This is a genomic window from Streptomyces sp. NPDC056061 (assembly GCF_042266885.1).
In the GTDB taxonomy this organism is placed as follows: domain Bacteria; phylum Actinomycetota; class Actinomycetes; order Streptomycetales; family Streptomycetaceae; genus Streptomyces.
Map to the genome: position 1 here is coordinate 49432 of NZ_JBHJWQ010000009.1, position 22229 is coordinate 71660.

Sequence of the window (22229 nt, forward strand, 5' to 3'; positions counted from 1 at the left end):
CCGGCCCATGCCGAGCCCGGAACTTCAGCGGATCAACTCCTTCCTGTCGGCCTTCTTCCGCCGCCAGGCCGGGCACATTGCCGGTCTTCCCGGTGGGTTCGCCGTGTACGACGACGCGTTCGTGCACTCCCGTGCGAACAACCAGGTGGTCATCGACACCGGCATCGCCGCGGCCATCGACCCCGTGGCGCTGCCCGGCATCGTGGACGAAGCCCTGGGGCATCTGCCGCACCGGTTGATTTCCGTCCTCGACGACGAGGTCGCGAGGGCGTGTGCGGAGCCGTTGCTCCGGGCCGGGTACACCCACTCCTCGTACCTGGTGATGCTGCACGAGGGCCCGACGCCCGTCGGGGCGCATTCCCGCAGTCGGCGTGCGCCCGTGGAGAAGGTGACTCTTGACGAGATACGCGGCCCACTCACCCGGCGCTGGCGAGGCATGCTTCCCGATGTCGACGACACGGTCCTGCGCCACCTCGTCGACCGACGCGAGGCCCGTCACCGGGGGGCCGACATCGTTCACTTCATCGGAGCCCGCACGGAGCGGGGCGAGGTCGCCTCATGGGCCGACCTCTATCTCGACCCGGCCGGCGGCATGGCGCAGATAGAGGACCTGGTCACCTCGGACACCCACCTCGGCCAGGGATACGCCGACGCGGTTCTGACCGCTGCCCTGCGCCTGGCCGCCGACGAGGGATGCGGCACGCGCTTTCTGACTGCCGACGCGACGGACTGGCCGCGTCACTGGTACGAGCGCCGGGGCTTCTCCGCGATCGGCCACTCGCACTGTTTCGAACGCGGTTGATCCCCACAGGCATCTCACAGGTGATCAGGTAGTCGCACCGGGCAGCTTCCTCCGGTTCGGTTCCCGGCGCCCTGCTCGCCCGCTCTCGGCCGGCACGGCCTCGGACCCCTTTGAGGCGGGCGCTCCCCCGACTATTAGTTGAAATCTGTACAACTTCTGTGGGAGCCCCTGAGAGCGTTCGGCTCGGCTCCGTCCTCCCCGCCCAGAACGCGCGTGTGTGACCGGACGGCGCGTTCGTGACCCCGGGGCCACCTCCGGTCGGCCTGCGGCATTCGGCGTGGATACGGCGGCTTTCCGGGCCTGCGTACCCACTTGCAGCCGTCGCCGGAGCCGGCGCGAGGGGCCGTCACCGCGGATGTCTCTCCCCCGCGCCGGAGCGGCCTTCGAGGGGCTGACGGCGGGGTGATTCGGGAGGGGGAAACCTCAGTCGGACGACGGAACCTGCGGCTCGGGCGGGGTGGATCGTGGGACGTGGTCCGGGCGATTGCTGTGCCTCACCTCGGCCCTCGTGTGTCGGCGGTTGCGAGAAACACGCTGCGAGGCGGAGCCGATGTCGTATCGGCCCCGCTGCTCGATGGCCTCTCCCCCGCGGCGCCGTAGCGGCACCGTCGTGGTCCGGTGCATCAGATCCTTGATCGGGATGGGAGCGGCACTGTGGGCTGCCACCTCGCGCCGCTGCCGGAAGTGTTCGCGGGGAGGTGCGTGAGAGACGATGGCGGTGCGAGCCCCATTGCGAGGCGACATCCACCGGCCCGGAGACCCGGAGAGGGAACGAGTCGTAGCAGATTCGGGCGCGATGCGGTGAGAACCTGGTCAGTTGTCGTGGTGGGCCGAGTGATCCCGTCGGAAGCGATGGCCGACGTCTCTTCGAGGTCACCGAAGCCCGTTCGTCCTCGTGCACCCTCGCTCCTCCCGCCGAACCGGTTCCACGACCGCTCGTGAACAAGGCATCTGGTGCTTCTCCCCCACCTGGTCGGGAGCGATCGCGGACATGGCACACGACCTTTCCTCCTTGTCTCTTCCCCGAGCTGAACGATTGGCAGGGGTGGGCATCTCCGAGGGAACTCCGTGATGCAGGGGGCGCCGCAGGAGCGGCGCTCCTTCCCCTGAACAGGTTCCTTGGTGATCCACTTGTGATGGCTTTCCGGCCCGCAGAGGGTTCGGCGGATGCGCCCCACATCATGACGTCAGCCAGCAAAGGAGGCTGCCGTCGGTCGATTGGTCCGAGCGGATTGCCTCGATGTGCCGAACGTCGGAGCGTGGCGATACTCGGGTCGGGTAGTCCCTTGCCGAGTGGATCCGCTTGTGCTGTGTGAAGCCGTCGGACCGTATTGGTGGCCGTATCCGGGTGAACCCCGTACGCGACACACATTCGCTTCGGACCGACCGATGGTTCCGAGGACGGCCATGAGGGATGCTGCACGGAGTCGACAAGGCCCGGCAGCCCTGTTGTTCCGGGCGGGACCTGAACGGGAGTGCAGGGTGCTGCTGCCGACGGTCCGTCCGGTTCCTTCCTGTGCAGCGCGGAGCGGCGACTGGTGGGTGAGAGAACGGGTGAGTGAACGGCTGGGGCGAACGCCGGTCACGTTCAGGCTTGTCCGGTGCAAGGCATGGAGACCTGTTCCGATCGGGTAGTTCAGCCGGGGATGTGCGAGGTAGAAGTCGCCAGGGGCACGTAAGCTCTTGCCCTTCATCGGCCGTGTGTGAAGGTGTCTTCTGACGGAATGAGGGCATAGAATGATGACTGCTTCTTCGAGCTAAAAACCGTCTCTGACCTGCAAAAACAAACATCGCTGCAAACATCGCCGCATGCTTGGACTCAAACATGTTGACACGCTTTGCTAGATGCCTTGACAGTACTTGTCCAGTGAACATTCCACGTCGTGTGTTCATGGGGTGAGTCCGGGGTGTGGTGACACGCCGTGATGCAGGTGATGAAGAAGGTATTGCTGAGGGCCTGTGTCAAGGGTGAGTGAGGTGTGTGAGTGAACGTCAGTGTGCGAGTCAATCAGTGGGGAGGCGCGCAGACCGGTCGGCGTGCAGCCCATCTGACGGGCGTACGGGCGTGTGCTCAGGCGAGCGGTCCCGTTTCCCTCGCCATTCATTCATGAACGTGTCAGCCCATGTGAAGCCGTACTCGATGCCCTGCATGCGGATGTGCGTGCTCGGCAGCCGCTCCGATGGTGTGTGTGTCGGTGGATACGCGCACATGACTGTGTGCTCGACCATGAGTGTGCAGGCGAGCCGATTCGAGGACTGGACCGGGAACGTGTGGAGAAGCGAGATTGAGTACAGGTGTTTCGGTTGGGAAGCGGGCTCGTTCGTTCATGAGTGTGCGGGGACGCCAGTGAGCAGGACACCGCGCTGGAGGGTCGGCGTGATTCCTCATCAAGGTTCCGGCAGGCGGATTGGTGTGCCGAGTGATTGGTGTGGTGCATGAGGGGCAAACGGGTCGGCCGGCCGCTCGGTGGGCAGCGATGCCGATCCGTCAGTCAGCTGGTGCGAGGGTACGTCGAGGCGTGTGGGTGGATATGAGGCAGCGGGTGCCACCACAAGTGACGATGCGGGTCGGGGGAGAGGTGCGAGGGACGGCGGGGAAGCGCACCCGGAGGCATCCAGTGAGGCAAGTACGGGTACCTGCACAGAAGCCGACCGACTGACGCATGTGCGTGCGGACCTGCTGATGGGCCGGTCTGTCAAGGGACGTGACGATCGGCGGTGCCAGTGGTGTGAATGCTCCGCCGTCGGTGCGCCGATGGGGTTGCCGGACAGTACGTGGTGCTGCACGGATCGAACCCGGCCCGGTCATCTGGCGCTCCATCACCCGGCGGGCCGGGGGGCATGCCTGAGATGCAATGGGCGAATCGGCGTGTTGACTGACGGGCCCTGAGATACTCCTGGTAGCGTGTGCTGCACTTTGTTTCGCAACTGTGCTGGAGGTGACTGTTCATGTGGTTCGACCAGGAGTGGTCATCGCATGACAGGCCACCAGTACACATGCCGTACAGCAGACGGGTTGAGAGGCGAGTTGCTCAGCTTGGGGAGATGCGATGCGGCTTACGTGGAGGGAAACCCGAAAGGGTTCGTTGACCTGGCGGTATGGGGGACCGAGGGGGCTTTTGGCGGTCGTATCCGTGGTTCCGGGCCCTACCTCGCACCGTCATGGGACGGCCCGGAGCGCAGGATCGTTCTGAGCGAAGTTTTGACCATCCATACCATTCCAAATCGGACATAAAGGCCACCCCTTCGGGCCTGAACGAGAGTGAGAGGACCCATGTCCAGTCCCTTCGCGGCACCTGACATCCGCGCACAGCTACCGGCGATCCCCTGGGCCTCGCTGTCGCACATCTTCATGTTCGGCAACGGCAAGGGCGGGGTCGGCAAATCCTCCGTCTCCGCCAATGCCGCGGGAAAGGCCGCGCGCAGCGGGTTGCGGACGCTCATCATCGACTGCAACGCACAGGGCAACATCGCTCGCGAGCTCGGTTACAAGAAGGCCGAGTGGAACGATGGGGGAGCGGGGTTGCTGGAATCGCTCCGAACGGGCGCACCGCTGACCCCCCGGGAGAACGTGCGTGAAAACCTCGACGTGGTCATGGGCGGGCCGGCGCTGGGCGACGAGTTCGGCATCTTCTTCCACACCCTCCTGGCCAAGGAGGGCCCGCACGCGTACCTGCGGCTGCTGATGTGCCTGCTGCCCATCGCGCACCGGTACCAGATCATCGTTCTCGACACGCCCCCCGAGAACCCCTCGTTGCAGCGACTCGCCCTCTCGACCGCGCGATGGCTCATCATTCCGGTCAAGAGCGACGGCGGTGCCGAGGACGGGCTCGCGCAGATCGGTCTCGAATTCTCGTACGTCAAGTTCGTCAGCCAGCTCAACCCGCACATCGCGCTGCTCGGTGTTCTGCTGTTCGACACCGGTCGCACGTACACCGGGATCCACGCCGACGTGCGGCAGCAGGTCCAGAAGGTGCTCGGGCAGGAAGCCCACATGTTCAAGAACCTGATCGGGCACACCGAGTCGGTGGCGCGGCTGGTGCGCAAGCGGGGGCTGCTGGTGTCGGAGCTGGCCGACCGGCGGGCGGGCGGGGACCGGAGCATTCCGGAAACCGTGATGGGGCTGGCCGCCGACTATGAAGGTTTCACCGAAGAAATGTTTGCTCGGGCTCTTGAGCTGAGGAAGGAAACTGCGGCATGACACCGCCGAAGGGCAAGAAGCGCGTGGACGAGGACGACGAGCAGAACATGTCCGACGAAGGCGTGGGCAATCTGTTCAGCGGTGGGGGAGCGGCCCCTACCAGCGCGTTGGCGGGTTGGGCGAGCGCGCCCGCGGTACAGCCGACCGCAGCCCCGGTCCAGCCCGCTCCGGTCGTGGAGGCTCCGCGGCCGATGTCGGTGATTCCGCAGCCCGTGCGGGAGGTCGCCGAGGAACCGGCCGCGGTCGACGATGCGGACACGGCCAAGCCGGTCGGGTTCTACGTCTCCACGAATGTCGCGAACCGGTTCCGCAAGCACCGCAAGCAGACCGACCTGACCCACACCCAGATCGTCCTTCTCGCCGTCGAGGCGGCTGCCGAGAAGGGGGTCGGACAGGTGGTCGAGGACGCGCGCCGGGCACCCAAGTTCCAGTCGAAGCTGTTCGCCGTCAAGGCCGACGACACGGATCTGCGCGGCCTGGGCCCCGTCCAGTTGCAGTACAAGCCGACCAAGGCGCAGCGCGGGATCATCAATGGGCTCGTCGTCGAATCCGGACTGCCGGACCACACGAAGTTCCTCGCGATCGTCCTCGACCAGTTCCTGCCGGGACGCCGGGACGTGTGACCTCCCCTCGGTGGAGGGGAGCGGCTTGGACGGGGGCGTCGAGGAGGAGGTGGTGCTCGGGAGACGTGTCCGGAGCACCACCGGGTGTCCCCGCGGCGCGGCACGTGTCCGGGGAGGGAACAGGTGGCTCACGGCGGCCGGGTAGTCCCTCTGCGGATCGAAGCGGAGGGAACCGGGTGCGTGAGCCGGTCCCCGTGACGGGTTTCCAGGGCCTCTGCGGGCCTTCTGCGGGCCTCCGGGGCCTTTGCGGGGCTTCCCCGGTCACATGTCCGTGCGCTCGGCCGTCAGTACCGTGGAAGGCCCCACCGGTGCCGGAAGTGGTCGGCGGGGGCAGGGCGTCGATATGTGAGGGGGCGTCCCTTGGACGTCTACGAAGCTGTGGCGAGCCGACGGGCGGTACGCGGGTTCAGCGGGGCACGGATTCCCAGAGAGGTGCTTGAGCGTGTGCTGTCCGCCGCGGCACGCTCTCCGTCCGTAGCGAACCTCCAGCCGTGGCACGTCTACGTGCTGACCGGCATGCCGCTGGCGGAGCTGAAGGAGCGTACCGCCGAGCGGGTGGCCGCAGGGGACCCCGGGGACGAGCGGGAGTACCGGATGTACCCGCCCGAGCTGCAATCCCCGTACAGGGAGCGCCGGTTCGCCGCCGCGGAGCAGCGTTGTGCGGCGCTCGGCATCTCGCGCGAGGACAAGCGGGCGCGTCAGGAGGCCGTCGCCGCCAATTGGGACTGCTTCGGAGCCCCCGCGGCCCTGTTCTGCTACGTGGACCGTGGGATGGGACCGGCCCAGTGGGCCGACCTCGGGATGTACCTGCAGACCGTCATGCTTCTCCTTCGGGGCGAAGGGCTGCACAGTTGTCCCCAGATGGCGTGGTCGGTGTACCGCGGGACCGTGGCGGAGGTTGTGTCGCCGTCGCCCGGGCTGATCCTCTTCTGCGGCATGTCCATCGGGTTCGAGGACACGGGTGTGCGGCCCGTACGCATCGACCGGGCCCCGCTCGCCGAGACGGTCACCTTCGTCGGCGGCGGGTAGGACGTGGTGACCGTGTCCGTTGCCTGTTGGTCCGAGGGCTGCTCCGTCGAGGTGCCGTGTCGGTGGGCGCGCTCCCGACGATCCGGTGTCCCGGGGTGGGCGGCGTACCGCACGTGCTGCTCGGCGGGCGTGCGATAGGTTCCCCACCATGACCGAACTCGGGTCCGTCGCCTGGCCACCTGCTCCGATCACGACCGAGCGGCTCGTGCTGCGCGAGCCCGAGCCACGGGATCGCGCGGCGTTCGTCGAGCTGTTCGCCTCGCCGGAGGTGGGCGCCTACCTGGGCGGCCCTCGACCGCGTGATGAGCTGGAGCGCGCGTTGCCCGAGACGCCGGAGAGGCGTCCGGGCCTTTTCGTGATCGAGCTCGACGGAGCGTTGATCGGCACCGTCGAGCTCAACCGGCGCGATGCGGAGCGTCGGAGTCATGTCCGTCCGGATGCCGGGGAGGCCGAACTCGGCTACCTGCTTCTGCCGGAGGCATGGGGACACGGATACGCCGCCGAGGCGTGCGCGGCGGTGCTCGGCTGGTTCGCCGACGTGCTTCCCGGCGAGCCGGTGGTGCTCTGCACCCAGACCGCCAACGGCCGTTCGATGCGCCTCGCGACGAAGCTGGGGTTCACCGAGGTGCAACGGTACGAGGCGTGGGGCGCCGAACAGTGGATGGGCGTGTGGTCCCCGGACACGCCGCCCGCTTGAACCCGTGCCCAAAGGGGCGTCCCGTCCGCCCCGTTCGACCGAGTGCTCGCGAGCGCCGAAGCGATCCACCGGCTGGCCCGTCCGCGCGTTCCGGGGAGCGCGTCGGAGCCGGTGCGGTCCGTGCGGTGGCGGTCACAGCGACCGAGAGTACGGTCGGGACTCGGTCGTCGGCCCCGGCGCGGGGCAATAGTCGCAGGTCAGACGGATGAGACGAGCAAAGCAGCGACTGAAGCGACTGAAGTCTCTCATGTTCATGACGAAGGGCACGCGTGCCCGAGTGCCTTCATGTATCCGAACCTTCAGTCGCTTCAGTCGCTTCGGTCGCTTCGGTCGCTGTGTTGCGCCGGGATCACCTTGTGATGTGCACGTTCTTGTGTTCTGTGCCGTTGTCGGCGGGCCTTCCGGTCCGGGTGCCCCGGGGTCGGGGCCGCTGCTCGGGGTCGGTCCGGGGCCGGTGTTCCTCAGGAACCGGTGCAGCCGCCGTCGACCGGCATCGCGATGCCGGTGACGAAGGACGAGCGGTCGCTGCAGAGCCAGGCCGCCGCCTGTGCCACCTCGGTGGGTGCGGCCATGCGTTTCTGTACGGTCCGTGCGACGAATTCATCCTCCAGCGCCGGGTGGGCGGATATGACCTCGTCCATCATCTCGGTGCGGGTGCCGCCCACGACCAGGGCATTGACCCGGATTCCCCGTTCCCCGTACTCCAGGGCGGCGGCCTTCGTCAGGCCGATGACGGCGTGCTTGGCGGCGACGTACGGCGCGGACGCCCCGGTCGCCTGCAGGCCCGCGACGCTGGAGGTGTTCACGATGGCGCCGCCCGGACCGGACTTCAGCATCACCGGGATCTGTTGGCGCAGGCAGTTCCAGACGCCTCGTAGGTTGACGTCCATGGTGTGCTCGTAGATCTCGTCGCTCAACTCGTGCAGGTCCGTGCCGGCCGTGGCGAAGCCCGCGTTGTTGAAGGCCGCGTGCAGTCCGCCGAACTCGGCGACCGCGGTGTGCACCGCGCGAGCCACGTCGTCGCTCTGCGCCACGTCCCCCGCCACGGCCACGGCTCTGCCTCCCGTCCGCGTGATCTCGGTGACCACGTCGTCCAGGTTCCGCCGTCTTCGTGCCATCAGCACGACCGCGGCCCCCTCGGCGGCGAACAGGCGGGCCGCCGCCGCTCCGATACCGCTGGAGGCGCCGGTGATCATGGCGACCTTGCCGTACAGCATTCCGTGATCGGTACCCATCGTGTGGACTCCTCCGACGCACCCTGGCCCACGGTGCGCGTCGTCTCTCACCGGGTGGCGGGACGGGGCCGTGTCCCGTTTCGCGCAGGTTCCGTCGACGAAACGGAACGGAACCCGAGGGGCTGTCAGTCGCGCCAGACCGTGCCTGCCGCGGCCTCCTCGTCCAGCGACCGCAGCAGTGCGTCGTCGATGGCGGTGAGGGAGCCGACGACGTGGCGCACACCGGTCTCCCGCATCAACTGCCGCTGGAAACTGTGCTCGAAGGGGCTCGGATGCCCGATGAACGGCATGTTCAGGGACTTCGCGGCCTCCGCGACGCGGGCGACGTCGTCGATGACGAGTACCTGGTCGTGACCGAGGCCGAAGAACTCCGTGGCGATCTCGTGGATGCCGGGGCGGAAGGCATCGGTGCAGATGTACCCGGGGGCGTCGAACAGGTCGGCGAACTCGCCGAGAAACGTGTCGAAGTGTTCCTTCCCCAGCCCCCCGTAACACACCGTCTTCAGCCCCAGGGCCCTTGCCCTGCGGACGAGTTCGACGGCGCCCTCGTTGATCCGGACCGGGTGTGCGGTCAGGAACTCCGCCCGTTCCTCGAAGTACCTGGCCATGATGGAGCCGGAGCCGGAGCCGGAGCCGGAGCCGGAGCCGGAGCCGGTTTCGGCTCCGGTGTCGGTGTCGGGACCGAGGATCGAGGCGATCTCCCGTGCCGCGATGTGCCGTGGCTGGGAGAAGATGCGGCGCTCGACATCCGCCGTGTACACGGCGCCCCGACGGGTGAGGAAACCGTGGATCACCGGGCTGAAGGTGTCGTTGAGCAGGACACCGTCGATATTGAGCGCAGCCAGGCGGATCTGCCGAATCTTCGTGACCATGACACTCCTATGCTGACGGCGGGAAGAGGAGAAGTGCCTTGCGAGGACGGCGGTGCGTGTTGCGCGCGGTCGGCGCGCACCGGCCCTGTTCAGTCCTGTGCGGGAACGAGATGCTTCAGGCGGTCGGTGCTCACGTCGGTCCGCATGATGACGCTGGGTACGGCGATGCCCGGCAGCAGCAACTGCCACATGCGTGCGACCCGGTCCCCGAGGTCCTCGCGTCTGCTGACCACCGCGGCGACGGTCTGCATGCCGGTGCACGCCTCGACGACGAACTGGGCGACGGCGTCCGGTTCGACCCCGGGCTGCAACTCGCCCTTGTCGGCGGCGACCACCAGGCAGTCGGCCATGATCTCCGCCCAGCCGCTGTATGGGCTGGAGTCCTGCACGCCGAAGGTCGCCTGCTCGCCGGTCAGTCGCACACCGGCGCGCAGCAGCGGATCCTCCTGGAGCTGCTGCGACCAGATCAGAGTGAAATCGACAAGGCGCTGGAGACCTGTCGATCCCACCCACGGGACGATCGCCTCGGACTGGGCGTTCATCAGCGCCCGGGCCAGCGCCTCCTTCGACTCGAAGTGGTGATACATGGCGCCGGAGGTGACCTCGGCCCGCTTCAGGATCCGGTTGATGCTCGCGCCGGCGAAGCCGAACTCGTCGAACACCTCCGCGGCCGCCCGCAGGATCGTCTCGCGGGTCTGCATGGCCCGCTCCTGCTTCGGCCTGCCCATGACCACCTCCATAAAAAAAAGAGAACGGTCTTTATCGTATAGGCCGTCCTCTTGTCCCGGAAGGGAAACAGGACGGGCCTCGTTTTTTTGCCGTCATCACGTTGTCACCCGTGCCGGCCGGTCTGTGTCGCATGGCTTTGACCTGCGAAGATGGTGTTCTGGTGGCTTGTTCGTGGCCTCTCGGAGGACCAGGGCGGGCGCAGTGGGAGAAGGTCTTGACGAGGCATTCATCACCAAGAGAGCGAAATGAACGTCATGAAACCATTCGTCAGTTGATGCCGTCTTCGTTGGCGCGACGAAGGCCCGCTTCCCCTGCGAAAACCTGTCACGAGGTCATGATCTTCGCGGTACGCCCGGCAGGTGGCTTCCGCCGCCTATGAGGGGAGCAGGGCGGCGGAGCGGGCGTTGTACGCCTGCGCCAGGTCCTCCGCGAGCACGGACTCCGTCCTGGCGCCGAACGCGACGCCGTGGACGGCGCAGCCGATCACCCAGCGTTCGTCCGTGACGTGGACGAGACAGACGCGCCAGACCTCGCCCTCGCTCAGCGCCATCGGGTCCTCGGCGGCCTCCCGGACCGTGGTGAGCGCGCTGCCGAGGTCGGGTACGGAGGCCAGGACCTCGACGGCGGGGGCCGGCGCGTCTGCGGGCCGTGCCACGGGTTCCGGGTCGTAGAGGTAGGCGGAGCACAAGGCGTCGTGACGTCGGTGGACATCGGCGACGGCCGCTTCGAGCGCGTCGAGATCGAGCGGCCCGTGAACCATCCACGCCAGTACGCAGTGTGCCGACGGATCGTCCTCCGGAGCGAGCAGGTGGGCCGTCAGGAAGGCCGCCTGTTCGGGGGTGAGCGGTGCGCCGTCCACCGGCGGGGCCACGGCGACCGGGTGCGTGTGCGGGACGTGTGCGATCGGGCGACCGAGGCGGTCGGCCGGCCCCCTGGCGTCCCGGCAGTGGGCCGTCGTCGTGCCGACGGTCCCCGTCCGGACCGGTTCTCCCGGCGTCTGCGGGAACTCCGGGTTCGACGCCGCCACCGGCAGCGCGCCCAGAGGAACGGCGATCGAGTGCTGAGCGTCGCGTTGTCCGTCTCGCATGCTTCCTCCTCGTACCGCCCCGGGCTGAAGCCGTTCCCGCTCGGCAGATCCTGCTTTCCAAGCGCTTGGCAAGAGGTTGCCACGAGGTGGCGAGGCTTGGCGACAACGGCGGGGCGACTCCCGACGACCGTGGCAAGTCGTTCCCGTGAACAGGAGCTGTGATCAGGAAACGGTCTGTTCGTCGCGCTGGGCAAGCGTCTCGGCGAGAAGTTTCCAGATGTCCGCGGTCAGCTCGATGTTGGACGACTGCTGGGCCTCCCGGGCCAGGGCGCGCATCCGGTCGAGTCCGACGTCCGGGCGCCCGCCCAGTATCAGCAGACGGCTGTCGAGGATCTCCAGCCTCACCCGGTCCCGGTAGGTCAGGCGCGGACCGGTTTTCCGCACCTCGTCCACCAGCACCCGCGCCTTGTCCAACTCGCCTTTCTGGAAGGCGAGTTCAGCCTTGAGGGCGGTCACTTCCTGGGCGAACGAGGGAACCCCGACGTAGACGAGGGCGCTGTCGGCCTGATCGATGCAGCACTTCGCGGCGTCGAGGTCCGGTGGGCTCTTGCGCAGATGCAGTTTGGTCGCCGCGATCCGCAGCCGCAGCCACAGGCGCAGGTCGACGGCGCGGTCGAAGCCGTCCAGCGCGGTGAGGAGCAGCTCCTCCGCCGCGGCGTTGTCGCCCTGGTGCGCGCGGACCGCGGCGGCGGTCCACAGCGCCTCGGCCCACAGCGCGTCCGACCGGCCCTCGGTCATTTCGGTGAGTTCGTCGGCGTGCTGCCGGGCCCGGGTGAGATGTCCCGTCTCCGCCTCCGCCGACACGAGCGCCAGCAGGACGTTGACGACGTCACGGGCGGGGAGGCGGTGCTCGCGCGCCAGCCGGTACGCGGCGGTGGCGGCGTCGGTGGCGGGGGCCGTATCACCGCGTGCGCGCAAGCAGCGGGCGAGCTGCGTGAGGCCGCGGGCCTGAAGGGCGGGAACGGCGAGTTCGTCACCGAGGCGCACCATTTCCTCCAGATACACCCGCTCCCGGCCGTGGTCGTTGTGCCGCTGTCTCCAGCGGGCCAGCATCCACAGGGCCTGCCAGCGCAGCGCGTCACGGCTGTGCGAGCCGTTCAGGGCGCGGTCCAGCGCCTCCAGATTCTCCTCGGTCTCCGCCGAGGCCACATGGGCGAGTGCCTGGGGCAGCGTGTCGGCGGGCTCTTCCTCGAACGTCGAGGGGGACACACCGAGTTGGCGGGCCAGGTGGTCCACGGCCCGGTCGGTGGGGTGCCGGGCCCCCGATTCGAGGCGGGAGAGGTAGCCGGTGGACATCCCGTCGCCCGCGAGTGCCGCCTGGGACAGCCCCCGTTCGAGCCTCAGCTGTCTGAGTCGACGTCCGAACAACGGCTGTTCCCACATGACCGACACCAACTCCTGAACCCGCGTGAGACAACAGGTGACGCCGCCCGGAGGCGACGCCCACCGCCCTGGGGCCGCGTGGCGGCAGTGGGCAAAGTATTGCCGAAAATCGGCGCTCGCGCAGCATGCATGGCGAGTTGTGCAACTGCCTTCTGATTGCCAAGGTGTTGGAAACGATTGCCAAGGTATCGAGAATGAATTGCCAAGGTGCTCCGGAACGGTCGATTTTCCGAATGGGGCAACGAAATGAGACACCTGACGGGGCCGGCCCATGTGAATATTTTGTCCGCCGTGCCGATCCCCGGTCGCTCCGCCCGTTCGGCGCGGGCTGCGAAGGGCGTCCGGGAAATGGTTGCCCGGGGGGCGGTTCGGGGCAGGTTCGCGAGGTTTCCCTCGCCCTGTGGATTTCTTTCCTCGGTCTCGATTCGCGTCCGTATTCGGAGGGTGGGCCGTATGTGGTTCCCCCTCCCGTTCCGGGTATGGGACGGCAGCGCCGGCCGGTCCTTCTCCCGTCATCCGGAACGGAATTCCGGACGGCAGGAGAAGGAGCACTCATTCCGTGACGGCAATCGGGTGCCGATGATGTCGACACGTTCGGGAATGTGCCAGCCTGTCGAAATCTCCGGCCGTCCTCCAGCCGTCCTCCGACCGCCCTCCGGAAGGAATCCGGGGATGACGGATCAGAAGGACGGCGGAACGGGAGAACGGCGGATCCGGAGGGGCCTCAGGTCCCGGTCAGATCGGTCATGCCGGTCTGCGCCGTGAGGACGGGCGTGCCGTTCTGGTGGGCGTCGACCCGCACACCGCGGTCCGTGCGGTCCGCCGGGGACGCGATGGCGGTGCCGTCGATCCAGCAGGGGGAGCCGAACTCCACGTACTGGTGGAAGCGGACGTCCATGAAGGTCGGCGTCTCGGGCGCCGGAGCGGTGGCCAGGGCGTGGCCGGCCTGTCGGACCGCCTCCAGGAGCAGCATGCCCGGCACATGGTCGACGGGGTGGTCGAACAGGACGGGGTGGGACGTGTCGACGCGCAGTTGCCAGTGGCCCTCCCGTCCGGTGGATGTGAGGACGACGTCCTGCGGGCGATGGCGGCCGACCGCGTCGTGGTGCACCGGGGCGGTGGGGGAAGGCGCCCGGCCGTAGGAGCGGGGTATGTCGTCGCCGTGGCCCCGACGCAGCCACTGGTAGACGGCGGGGGCGTGGATGCCGGACCGGGCCGAGGCCACGGCCAGCAGCGTGTTGTCACGGACGGCCTCGATGTCCATCCGTATAGACGAGGGCACCACCCTCTGGCGTCTGATCTCCGAGCAGCGTATGTGGAGTTCGATGTCGGCCGGGGTCGCTCCGGCCCGCATGGCCTCGGGAATCACCCGGTATCGGAAGTGCGACCAGCTGAGCTGGTGTCCGAAGGGCACCCCGTATGCGGCATGGGTGAGCAGCGGAAAGGTCTGCCGCACCGATTCGCAGAGCAGCAGTGGATCGTGAAAGCCGTGTTCGGACGCGTAGAAACTGTGGCTGCGCGGCCACTGGGCGGTGACGACGAAGTGATCGTCACCCATTTTGTGCCAGCCGGTCAGGAACACCTCCGCGAGTGCCGCCCGGTGTACGTACTCCTTGGCGACCGTGGTGGTCAGAGCGGGACGCGGTACGGCAGGACGTTCAGTCGTGATGAGCATGCCTCTCCCCTGGGGCGTGCCGATGTGGAACCTCCGGGCGCCGGGGCCCGTGAAGGTGCTCAGTAAAATAAAGGATGCTCGTTTTGTTTGTCGAGTAGGACGTGTGAATATGGTGTTGAGCAGGGGATTCCCGTGTGGGGGCGGTGAAGGAAGTCCTGCTTCGATCTTGCTTCGTGCGGGAGATTTCCGTACTGCCGTCGGCGATCGTGCGGTCGGTGATTCGGATGGAAGATCCTCTGTCGAATAGCGCGCAGTCGTCCGGGCCGTGTCGGTGATCGTCCCGGCGAATTCGTGGTGACATTTTGGGGACGGGATCACCGTTTAGGGGCTGTCCCGCAGACCGTGCGTCACGCGTATTCCGGCGGAATATCCCACCGGGTGACGCCGCGTCCGGATGCCGTCCGCCCGGACGGACGGACCGGCGGTCGGGGGCGGCGAGGTACGCGGGGGAGCGGCGGCGGGGTGCCGGTTCAGACGGCTTCGTCGGTGGCCGATACGCCCGCGAGAGCCACGCGCCAGACCCGTTCGAAGGACTCGGTGGCGTCGCGCACCTCCTTCGATGCGTTCAACTGGGCTTCGGAGCCGGCCGCCAGGTACTCCACGAGTCTCGTGACGTCGTCCGGCAGTGCGCCCTCCCGCAGTTCCCCATCCCGGGACGCCTTGGCCAGGAGCTCGCGCACGGTGGGGAGCCAGATCTCCGACCACTCCTCGAACGCCTGCCGCTCGCGTGCGAGGCGCACCGCAGACCGTACGAGAGGCTCCTTGTCGATCAGTCGCGTCAGTTCGAGCGTCAGTCTGACGACCGCGCGCAGCGCCGAACCCGGCTCGCTGCCGAGCTTGTCGAGTGCGGCTTCCACCAGTTCGCGACCGCCCTCGTGGACCGCTTCGGCAAGTTCGGCCTTCGATGCGAAGTGGAAGGACAGGGCGCCCATGGAGATGTCGGCCGCTCTGCTGATACGGGCCAGGCTCGTACGCTCGTAGCCGTCCTGGGCGAACTGTCCGGCTGCCGCGTGCACGAGCGCGGCCCGGGTCCGGACGGCCCTCGCTTGTTTGACCATGTTTTCTCCGAAGTCATTCGTGGGGGCGAGCGACGCCGCGGCTCGCGCCTCGCGCCGCGGCCTCCGCGTCGTCAGGTCATGGCGCCCGCGGGGCCCAGCCTGCGTCGGCGGTCCGAGATCTACAACGCGGAGTTGCTGAAGACGTATCGGGCTTCTGCCGGACTCGTTCGGAAATTCCCCGCGACGCCGCGGCTCTGCGTGATCGCGCACGCTCCGGTCTCGCGGCGGTGATCGCCCCGCCGGACGACGGGCGCCATGCCGCGTCCCGGCGCCGCCGCGTGGCAGGCCGGGGCGGGAAGACACCGATGGTCAGGTAAAAAAATCATAGAGATCGCTATGTCAAATGTGGTTCCGGTGGTTTCGGGTGCGATGCCTCCCCGGAGGGTTCCTCATCGAGTCGTCAGCGGGTTCCCGCATGTCTTGAGGGCGTCTGGCCAGGTGAATTGATCACTTCCCGCCAGTTTCGGCCGTCGATCGAGCCCTTGGCGGGGGAGTCTGCCGGAGGTCTCACGGACTTGGCGAAGTCGCAAAGTTGGCTCCGAGGGCTCATAAAACAAAGAGGTCGTTCGCTATTGTTTCTTGATGCTCGTCGTGGTCGTCGGCTGTCGCAAGGAGGGAACGTCATGGTCACGAGTGCCGCCACGCGGTCACGCACTTCGGTGCCTGTGTTCGCCGAGGCCGTCTTCGAGAATCTGCCACGCACCGATCAGCGCAGGTGGGCCCATGTGTACCTGCAGAGCCTGCTGACCACCAACGGGAAGAAGTCGGTCCGCCGTCTCGCCGCCACGGCCTCGCAGTCGCCCACCGCCTCGCAGTCGCTCCACCAGTTCATCAACGCCAGCCCCTGGGACTGGGCGCCGGTACGGGAGGAACTCGCCCGCTGGACCGCCCGGCGCATGACGCCGTCGGCCTACGCGATCGACCTGGCGGTCATCCGCAAGCGCGGCGAGCACTCCTGCGGGGTCCACCGCCGTTTCGTCCCCTCGACCGGACGCTCCGTCACCTGCCAGGTCGGCATCGGTGCCTTCCTCACCGACCGGAATCTTGCGGTGCCCGTCGACTGGCGGCTGATGCTGCCGGGAGCCTGGGTCAAGGACCCGGACCGGCGGCGCCGGACCCGGATCCCGGACGACATCGGCCAACGCCCCCTGGAACAGCACGTTCTCGACCTGGTCGACCATCTGACGCCCGCGAGCGGTGCCGCGTCCGTTCCGGTGCTGGCGGACCTGAGCACCGAACCGGGTGCGGCCGCCCTGGTGCGGGGGCTCGCCCGGCGCAACCGGGACTTCGTCGTGGCGGTGCCGGGCAGTCTGCCGGTCGTGGCGGGGCGTCACCTGCGGCTCACCCCGCACGGCGGTACGGGCGAATCCGGCCTCGTCCTCACCGCGCGGAGCCTGTTCGAGATCGAGACCGGCAGCCTGGCACGTATCGAGACGATCGCTCCCGGGGGCGGGGCTGCCCGCCCGACCACGGTGCTCACCGGCTTCGTCGCTCTGCCCGGTACGGCGCCCGCCCGCAGCGTGCTGCCGCGCCGCACCTACCGCCTGTTCGCCCTACGGGACCAGGCCCGCAGACCGGCTCAACTGTGGCTGACGAACCTGACGCACAGCCGGATGGAGTCCCTGCTGACGATCACCCGGTTACAGGGCCGCACGACGGAGACGGTGCAGCAACTGGAGGACGATTTCGGCCTCGCGGACTTCGAGGGCCGCTCCTTCCCCGGCTGGCACCACCACATGACCCTGGTCTCCGCGGCCTTCGCCTACAGCCGGCTCAACGGATCGGGCCCCGAGCCCGACGAGACCCCCGCCGCGGCCTGAGCCCCGGGCATCCGTGACCGCCCGGGGCGAATGACGGTCCCGGAGCACCCGGGGACGTGGCGACCGCCGGGACGGCGTATCGGCGGGCCGGTCACGACCGCAGGCCCGCGTCGCCCGCCGGTGAGGCCGTGTTCGCCGTTGCCGGGCCCAACGCGCTGATGATCCGGGCCAGGTCGTCCGGGGCGACGGCGAGGTCCCCGGCGGCCAGCATGTGCTCGTGCCACACGTGGTGCTCACCGGCGACCGTCCGCACCGCGCCGCGCCGGACGGTGCCGGGGTCGTCGGGCGACCGACTGTGCGGCAGTGGCAGGAGCCGTTCGCGCCCGTCGCGACGCTGCCGCCTTCGTACGCGGAGCGACCCGGTCCGGCCGGTGCTGCCGACGGCGTACGGAACGGCCCCGGGAGCAACGGAGATCCGCTGCTCCCGGGGCCGGGGCCGGGGCGTGCACGGGAACTCCGCCCGTGGCGGGTGGAGTTCCTCGGGTCAGGCCTGCTTGGACCGGCGGCGGGCCACGACGACGAGGCCGGTGCCCGCGGCGAGTACCACGGCGGTGCCGATGACCAGGGGGATGGTGCCGCTGCTGCCCGTCGACGCGAGGTCACCGCCGGAGCCGGGGGCGCCGGAGGTGCTCTGCGACGGGGCGGGGGCACCCGGCGTCTCGGTCGTCTCGGTCGACTCGGAGGGGCCGGTGGTCGGCGTACCGCTCGCCGAAGGCGGCGTCACGGAGGCGGAGGGCGTGGCCTCGACCGGCGGGGTGGTCTCCGGGCTGCCGCTGGGCTTCGGCGTGACGGGAGGGGTGGTGCCGGTCTCCGGGAGGCAGCCGCTGAACGGGAAGTGGTGCGTCTCGGCGCCGCCCGAGCCGTGCAGCGAGGCGACCCACACCGAGCCGTTGATCGGTGCGGCGGTGCCCAGCTCCAGGTGCGCCCTGGGCGCCAGCACGCTGCCCGGCCAGGCCGCCTTGCTGCTCTTGGTGACCGTGGTGGCCTCGGCGAAGTTCCACAGCAGCCGGGCGCGGACCTTGCCGTCGGCGGCGCTCTGGAGCTTGTCGTCCAGCATGAAGCCGCCGCCGCTGGACAGGAAGAACCCGGTGGTCCCGCCCTTCGTCATGTCGTAGGTTCCGCCGCTGACGTCGACGATCGTGGTCGAGCCCGCCGGGACCTTGAGGAAGACCTCCTTGGCCTGCTCCAGCTGACCGGCGGTCACCTTGAAGATGTTGCGGTCGGAGTCCTTGCCCTCCAGGGTGAGCCTGCCGCCGCTCAGCGTCACCTTGGTGCCCTCGGTCGCCGGCATGGCAGCCAGCGCCGAGGAGTAGGACCGGAGCTTGGCGAACTCGCCGTCGAAGTCGATCAGGTCGGCCTTCTGGCTGAACGTGCCGGAGTGGAGTTCGACCGCACGGTCGCGAACCTTGCCGCCGACGACCGCGTTGCCCTTCATCACCACAGTGGCGGACTTGTCGTTGAGCAGGTCGCCGCGGACGACGAGCGAGGCCCGGTCGGGCAGGGCGTCGACCTCCGCGGCCGTCAGCTCGTTGGCGGCGCTGAAGCCGCCCCGGAAGTCGGCGTTGCCGCCGACGGCCACGGCACCCTCCGCATCGGGGGTGTGGACGTCGTCGCCGAGGACGAACTCACCGTACTTTCCGGCGATACCGAAGGCGTCGGTGGAGCATCCGGCCGAATCGGAGGGCGCGGCAAGTGCTGCCGGAGCAGCGGTGAGGCCGAGTACGAGGGCACCACCGAGCGCGGCGGCTGCGGCGGTTGCGGATATGCGCATGGGGCTTGGTTCTCCCGCGAAGGTGAATGAAAAGATTCTGTGGCGGCTTTGTCCATACTTTTCACACACAAGGACATTGGTCAAGACCAATGCTCGAAGTGCTGATGGGGCGCCAGGAATAAGAGGTTTTGTCTGGTATTGCTCCTGGATGGGGCGTCGAACCCCGCGCCGAACGTCGGCCGCTCGCCCGCTCCTGGTCACCGGCGCGGTCGGATCGACCCGGCCCGGACATGCCTGTCGGTGCCGCCCCTTACACTCGGCACCCGTTGCCACATCATCCGCGCGACGCCGAACCGAAGGACATGCACGTGTTTGAACAGGCTCCCATCTACGCACGACTGGTCGAGGAACAGGGGGACGTTCCCACGCAGGTGCGCCAGGAAGCCGAGAGGATCGAGGACGACCTGCGCAGGACCATGCAGCCGCTGCAGAACCTGTCCGGCCGCACTGCCCCGCAGGGCCGGCAGCCCACCCACCTGATGCCGTGACGGCGCGCGGCGCCCGCCGCCACATGCGCCGGGACCGGCCGTCGCGGACGGCCGGTTGCCGGATCGTGCCCCACGGGCGCCGCCACGGACGTCTTCGCTGTCGGACCCGTCCGCCATGCTCTGCGGCATGAACGAGGACGCCTTCTGGCAGCTCATCGAAGAATGCAGACCTTCGGCCGCGGACCCGGACGGTGATCTGCTCGCGGCCGCTCTGACGGCCCGGCTGGCGAACGGTCCCGTGGCCGACGTGATCGGCTTCGCCGAACAGCTCTCCCGGCTGCTGTTCGAGCTGGATCGCCGGGAATACGGTGACGAGCTGTCCGGCGACGCGTTCCTCTACACCCGAGCGGCCGTCGTCGCCGCAGGCCGCGAGGTGTACGAGGGCGTTCGTCGGGATCCGGAGCTGTTCGTGCCGTTCGCCGAGGACCTCGTCTGGGCGGAGGCGCTGCTCCGGGTGCCCGACAACGCGTACCGGTGCGTCACCGGCGACGCATGGGACCGCGGCACCGCGTACGACTACGAGTCGTACTCCAACAAGGCGGGGTGGACCGAGGGCTGAAGGCCGCTCGGCCGAAACCTCTTCGGCGTTCCGGGTGCAGGCTCCGGGATTCGGTCTCCGCGCCTCGGGTTTCGAGCCCCGAGCTCCGGCGTCGGGATCGGTTCACTCGTTCGGGTGGGGAGTGGCGATGCGGGAGGCGGTTGAGCTTCGAGAGCCGTGCTGCCCACGGCGTCGGCTGCCCATGTCCTCACGAGTCGACTGCGCGGCCTGCTCAAGGGTTCCTGACGGCCGATCGCCGGGTCGGCCGTCAGGGGGAGTGCGGGCGGTGGCGGCGGCAACCGCTCGGCGGACGGCCGGTGTCGTCGGCGCCCGGCACGGCTGCATGTGCCGGGCGCCGTTTCCGGTCCTGCGGGTGAACCGCCCCGTGTGCCGCCGACCCTCAGGAACGGCCCGCCAGCGCGGGCTCGCGCGACACCTCCTTCCGGCAGGTGGGGCAGTGCGTCGCCGCCGTCGCAGGGACGGTGGCGGCAGGGGCCCCGGCCCCGCCACCGGGAAGCGCATCGGGACCGTCGTCACGGGCCGGGGAGGGACCGTCGTCGCGGACCGGTTCGAAGCCGGCCTTCACACTGCGCCGCTCCTTCCACAGGTGATACACGGAGATGGCCATGATGGTGGTGCCGACGGCGTTGGCCACGAAGTGCCACCACACCCGGTACGTCACCAGCCCCGGGCCCGGTTCGAGGGCCCCGAACCAGGTGGACAGGCCGATGGCGCGGCTCGCGCCGAGCGCGACGGACAGGGTGAGGACGACGTGCTCGATGCCGTGGATGCCCTGCATCCACACGCCCATCCTTGCCCACTTGCGGGACGTGAGCTGCCCGCTCGCGCGGCGTGTGATCTGCATGATGCCCACCAGGCCGGCGAGGAACATGAAATTGCCGACGAGGTGCAGGATCTCCATGCCGAGCGACGGCTTGGTCATGTCGATCTGTCCCATGCCCCGGGCCAGACTGTCGCCCCAGGGCGTCATCCAGGCCGGTGAGTTGGGGTGGGCGATCCAGTAGCCGGCCTGCGCCACGTGTTCCTGGAAGTGGCCGAACTGGCCGATGACGCCCAGTGCGACCAGGGCGACGGACACCCGGTACGCCCACGGGCGCACCGGTCCGCGGTTGGCGTAGGCGAGGACGGCCACGGCGGCCCACATCGCCGCGGCCCAGAGAACGAACAGCACGGCGCCTGCCGTGTCCACCGAGGTCACGGTGGTACTCATGCCGGGCATGCCGGGCATGCCCGGCATGCTGGATGTGGAGTGATCCATAGAAGCCTCCTGGAGTGGGAGTGCCCGACGCTAGGAAAGGGGCGTGCGCGTCCACTACTCCTTCTGTGCGGGGTTGCCCGGCCCGTCCGATGCGTGGCCCCCGGCGCGGCCGGTACGGCGGGTTCCGGACGGCCCCGTGCGGGGTGCTGGGGATGCCTGACGTCATGCCAACAACCCTGCGGGCGTGCCGACTTCACGAAGTCGCGGCTTCGTCGACGCGGTGAGCGGATCGGTCCTTTCACGCAACCCGGGCGCGGCTAGGGTGAGCCCATGCTGAGACACACCTACGAGGGGCAGGACTGCTCCCTCGCCCGGACGCTCGAAGTGGTCGGTGAGCGCTGGACGCTGCTCATCGTCCGGTCGGCACTTCTCGGCATCAAACGGTTCGACGGTTTCCTGGAGAGCCTCGACATCGCGCGCAATGTGCTGACCAGCCGTCTGACCAGGCTCGTGGAGCACGGCCTGATGGAGCGGGTGCCGTACCAGGACAAGCCCGTCCGGCACGAATACGTGCTCACGCCTGCGGGCCGCGACCTGACCTGTGCCGTCGTCGCGCTCATGCAGTGGGGCGACCGCAATCTTCCGCACGAGGCGGGGCCGCCGCGGCGGGCCGACCACCTCGGCTGCGACGGCACGGTGCTGGTGGAGATGCGCTGCACCGGGTGCGGGCGGGCCGTCGACGACGCGGAGGTCCACGTACGGCACCTGCGCTGAGGAGCGCGTGACGCCGGGACCGGACGTCCGCGGTGGCGGTGCCGGGGCACCGGCGGTCGTGCGGCGAGGTCCGTGACGGCTGGGCCCGAGGCAGCCACCGAGCACGTGGTGTCGTGCTGTTCCGCGTGCGTGCTGAACCCGTCGCGGCCGGATTCCCTTCGCACATCGGAAGATGCCCGTCTTCTCGCCGCCATCTCACCATGAGCCCTCTGCCGCCCATGGGGGCGG

19 protein-coding genes are annotated in these 22229 nt (G+C 68.6%); 9 read left to right on the forward strand and 10 right to left on the reverse strand.

All coding sequences use genetic code 11. The features are described from left to right. The first annotated feature begins 7 nt into the window (after positions 1-7). The 5 genes from ACFC79_RS15910 (at position 8) to ACFC79_RS15930 (ending at position 7352) form a co-directional block, all read left to right on the forward strand. Positions 8-802, forward strand: coding sequence for a GNAT family N-acetyltransferase (locus ACFC79_RS15910; RefSeq protein ID WP_376240302.1), 795 nt, complete (start codon positions 8-10; stop codon positions 800-802). A gap of 3274 nt (positions 803-4076) precedes the next feature. After that, positions 4077-5003, forward strand: coding sequence for a ParA family protein (locus ACFC79_RS15915; protein ID WP_376240305.1), 927 nt, complete (start codon positions 4077-4079; stop codon positions 5001-5003). Further along, the gene (locus ACFC79_RS15920; RefSeq protein ID WP_376240308.1) at positions 5000-5626 is read left to right on the forward strand and encodes a hypothetical protein; all 627 of its coding nucleotides are present in this window, start codon (positions 5000-5002) and stop codon (positions 5624-5626) included. The genes ACFC79_RS15915 and ACFC79_RS15920 overlap by 4 nt, the downstream gene beginning before the upstream one ends. A gap of 360 nt (positions 5627-5986) precedes the next feature. Further along, positions 5987-6655 carry a nitroreductase gene (locus tag ACFC79_RS15925; RefSeq protein WP_376240310.1) on the forward strand — a complete coding sequence of 223 codons (669 nt, stop codon included), beginning with the start codon at positions 5987-5989 and terminating at the stop codon, positions 6653-6655. Between the two features lie 148 nt (positions 6656-6803). Further along, entirely contained in the window at positions 6804-7352 is a 549-nt protein-coding gene (locus ACFC79_RS15930) for a GNAT family N-acetyltransferase (protein ID WP_376240312.1), read from the forward strand. 461 nt (positions 7353-7813) lie between these two features. Here ACFC79_RS15930 and ACFC79_RS15935 read toward each other — a convergent pair whose 3' ends face one another. The 7 genes from ACFC79_RS15935 to ACFC79_RS15965 all read right to left on the reverse strand — a co-directional run bounded on the left by ACFC79_RS15935 (position 7814) and on the right by ACFC79_RS15965 (position 15391). After that, a complete protein-coding gene (locus tag ACFC79_RS15935) occupies positions 7814-8587 on the reverse strand; it encodes an SDR family NAD(P)-dependent oxidoreductase (protein ID WP_376240315.1) in 774 nt (257 codons plus the stop codon). 125 nt (positions 8588-8712) lie between these two features. Then, positions 8713-9459: an HAD family phosphatase gene (locus ACFC79_RS15940; protein WP_376240317.1), complete on the reverse strand. Its 747-nt coding sequence runs from the start codon at positions 9457-9459 to the stop codon at positions 8713-8715. 89 nt (positions 9460-9548) lie between these two features. Next, on the reverse strand, positions 9549-10187 hold the full coding sequence (locus tag ACFC79_RS15945) for a ScbR family autoregulator-binding transcription factor (protein WP_376240320.1): 639 nt from the start codon (positions 10185-10187) through the stop codon (positions 9549-9551). A gap of 374 nt (positions 10188-10561) precedes the next feature. After that, positions 10562-11275 (reverse strand): condensation domain-containing protein, encoded by a 714-nt coding sequence (locus ACFC79_RS15950; protein WP_376240322.1) that lies wholly within the window; start codon positions 11273-11275, stop codon positions 10562-10564. 162 nt (positions 11276-11437) lie between these two features. After that, positions 11438-12658, reverse strand: a complete 1221-nt coding sequence (locus tag ACFC79_RS15955) for a helix-turn-helix domain-containing protein (RefSeq protein ID WP_376240324.1) — start codon at positions 12656-12658, stop codon at positions 11438-11440. 724 nt (positions 12659-13382) lie between these two features. Next, positions 13383-14333 (reverse strand): ScbA/BarX family gamma-butyrolactone biosynthesis protein, encoded by a 951-nt coding sequence (locus ACFC79_RS15960; RefSeq protein ID WP_376240327.1) that lies wholly within the window; start codon positions 14331-14333, stop codon positions 13383-13385. 470 nt (positions 14334-14803) lie between these two features. Then, positions 14804-15391 (reverse strand): TetR family transcriptional regulator, encoded by a 588-nt coding sequence (locus ACFC79_RS15965; RefSeq protein WP_376240330.1) that lies wholly within the window; start codon positions 15389-15391, stop codon positions 14804-14806. A 623-nt stretch (positions 15392-16014) separates the two neighbouring features. Here ACFC79_RS15965 and ACFC79_RS15970 point away from each other — a divergent pair. Beyond that, positions 16015-17211, forward strand: a complete 1197-nt coding sequence (locus ACFC79_RS15970) for an IS701 family transposase (RefSeq protein ID WP_376240333.1) — start codon at positions 16015-16017, stop codon at positions 17209-17211. Positions 17212-17302: 91 nt separating this feature from the next. On the opposite strand, the gene ACFC79_RS15975 is transcribed toward ACFC79_RS15970, so the two are convergent. Both ACFC79_RS15975 and ACFC79_RS15980 read right to left on the reverse strand, forming a co-directional pair. Continuing rightward, positions 17303-17437 (reverse strand): hypothetical protein, encoded by a 135-nt coding sequence (locus tag ACFC79_RS15975; RefSeq protein ID WP_376240336.1) that lies wholly within the window; start codon positions 17435-17437, stop codon positions 17303-17305. Positions 17438-17695: 258 nt separating this feature from the next. Further along, positions 17696-18982, reverse strand: coding sequence for a choice-of-anchor A family protein (locus ACFC79_RS15980; RefSeq protein WP_376240338.1), 1287 nt, complete (start codon positions 18980-18982; stop codon positions 17696-17698). A gap of 308 nt (positions 18983-19290) precedes the next feature. Between ACFC79_RS15980 and ACFC79_RS15985 the strand changes: the two genes are divergently transcribed. Then, positions 19291-19470, forward strand: coding sequence for a hypothetical protein (locus ACFC79_RS15985; protein ID WP_376240340.1), 180 nt, complete (start codon positions 19291-19293; stop codon positions 19468-19470). A 127-nt stretch (positions 19471-19597) separates the two neighbouring features. Then, positions 19598-20029 (forward strand): DUF4240 domain-containing protein, encoded by a 432-nt coding sequence (locus tag ACFC79_RS15990; RefSeq protein ID WP_376240342.1) that lies wholly within the window; start codon positions 19598-19600, stop codon positions 20027-20029. A gap of 379 nt (positions 20030-20408) precedes the next feature. Here ACFC79_RS15990 and ACFC79_RS15995 read toward each other — a convergent pair whose 3' ends face one another. Next, a complete protein-coding gene (locus ACFC79_RS15995; RefSeq protein ID WP_376240651.1) occupies positions 20409-21257 on the reverse strand; it encodes a DUF6008 family protein in 849 nt (282 codons plus the stop codon). A 300-nt stretch (positions 21258-21557) separates the two neighbouring features. Here ACFC79_RS15995 and ACFC79_RS16000 point away from each other — a divergent pair, with 300 nt between their 5' ends. Next, positions 21558-22001 (forward strand): winged helix-turn-helix transcriptional regulator, encoded by a 444-nt coding sequence (locus tag ACFC79_RS16000; RefSeq protein WP_376240343.1) that lies wholly within the window; start codon positions 21558-21560, stop codon positions 21999-22001. The last annotated feature ends 228 nt before the right edge of the window (positions 22002-22229 follow it).

Coding starts and splice junctions, on each gene's coding strand:
- ACFC79_RS15990 (WP_376240342.1), top strand. CDS start 19,598: ATGAACGAGGACGCCTTCTGGCAGCTCATCGAAGAATGCAGACCTTCG.
- ACFC79_RS15955 (WP_376240324.1), bottom strand. CDS start 12,658: ATGTGGGAACAGCCGTTGTTCGGACGTCGACTCAGACAGCTGAGGCTC.
- ACFC79_RS15980 (WP_376240338.1), bottom strand. CDS start 18,982: ATGCGCATATCCGCAACCGCCGCAGCCGCCGCGCTCGGTGGTGCCCTC.
- ACFC79_RS15940 (WP_376240317.1), bottom strand. CDS start 9,459: ATGGTCACGAAGATTCGGCAGATCCGCCTGGCTGCGCTCAATATCGAC.
- ACFC79_RS15995 (WP_376240651.1), bottom strand. CDS start 21,257: ATGCCCGGCATGCCCGGCATGAGTACCACCGTGACCTCGGTGGACACG.
- ACFC79_RS15960 (WP_376240327.1), bottom strand. CDS start 14,333: ATGCTCATCACGACTGAACGTCCTGCCGTACCGCGTCCCGCTCTGACC.
- ACFC79_RS15935 (WP_376240315.1), bottom strand. CDS start 8,587: ATGGGTACCGATCACGGAATGCTGTACGGCAAGGTCGCCATGATCACC.
- ACFC79_RS15970 (WP_376240333.1), top strand. CDS start 16,015: ATGGTCACGAGTGCCGCCACGCGGTCACGCACTTCGGTGCCTGTGTTC.
- ACFC79_RS15930 (WP_376240312.1), top strand. CDS start 6,804: ATGACCGAACTCGGGTCCGTCGCCTGGCCACCTGCTCCGATCACGACC.
- ACFC79_RS15915 (WP_376240305.1), top strand. CDS start 4,077: ATGTCCAGTCCCTTCGCGGCACCTGACATCCGCGCACAGCTACCGGCG.
- ACFC79_RS15910 (WP_376240302.1), top strand. CDS start 8: ATGCCGAGCCCGGAACTTCAGCGGATCAACTCCTTCCTGTCGGCCTTC.
- ACFC79_RS15945 (WP_376240320.1), bottom strand. CDS start 10,187: ATGGGCAGGCCGAAGCAGGAGCGGGCCATGCAGACCCGCGAGACGATC.
- ACFC79_RS15950 (WP_376240322.1), bottom strand. CDS start 11,275: ATGCGAGACGGACAACGCGACGCTCAGCACTCGATCGCCGTTCCTCTG.
- ACFC79_RS16000 (WP_376240343.1), top strand. CDS start 21,558: ATGCTGAGACACACCTACGAGGGGCAGGACTGCTCCCTCGCCCGGACG.
- ACFC79_RS15920 (WP_376240308.1), top strand. CDS start 5,000: ATGACACCGCCGAAGGGCAAGAAGCGCGTGGACGAGGACGACGAGCAG.
- ACFC79_RS15965 (WP_376240330.1), bottom strand. CDS start 15,391: ATGGTCAAACAAGCGAGGGCCGTCCGGACCCGGGCCGCGCTCGTGCAC.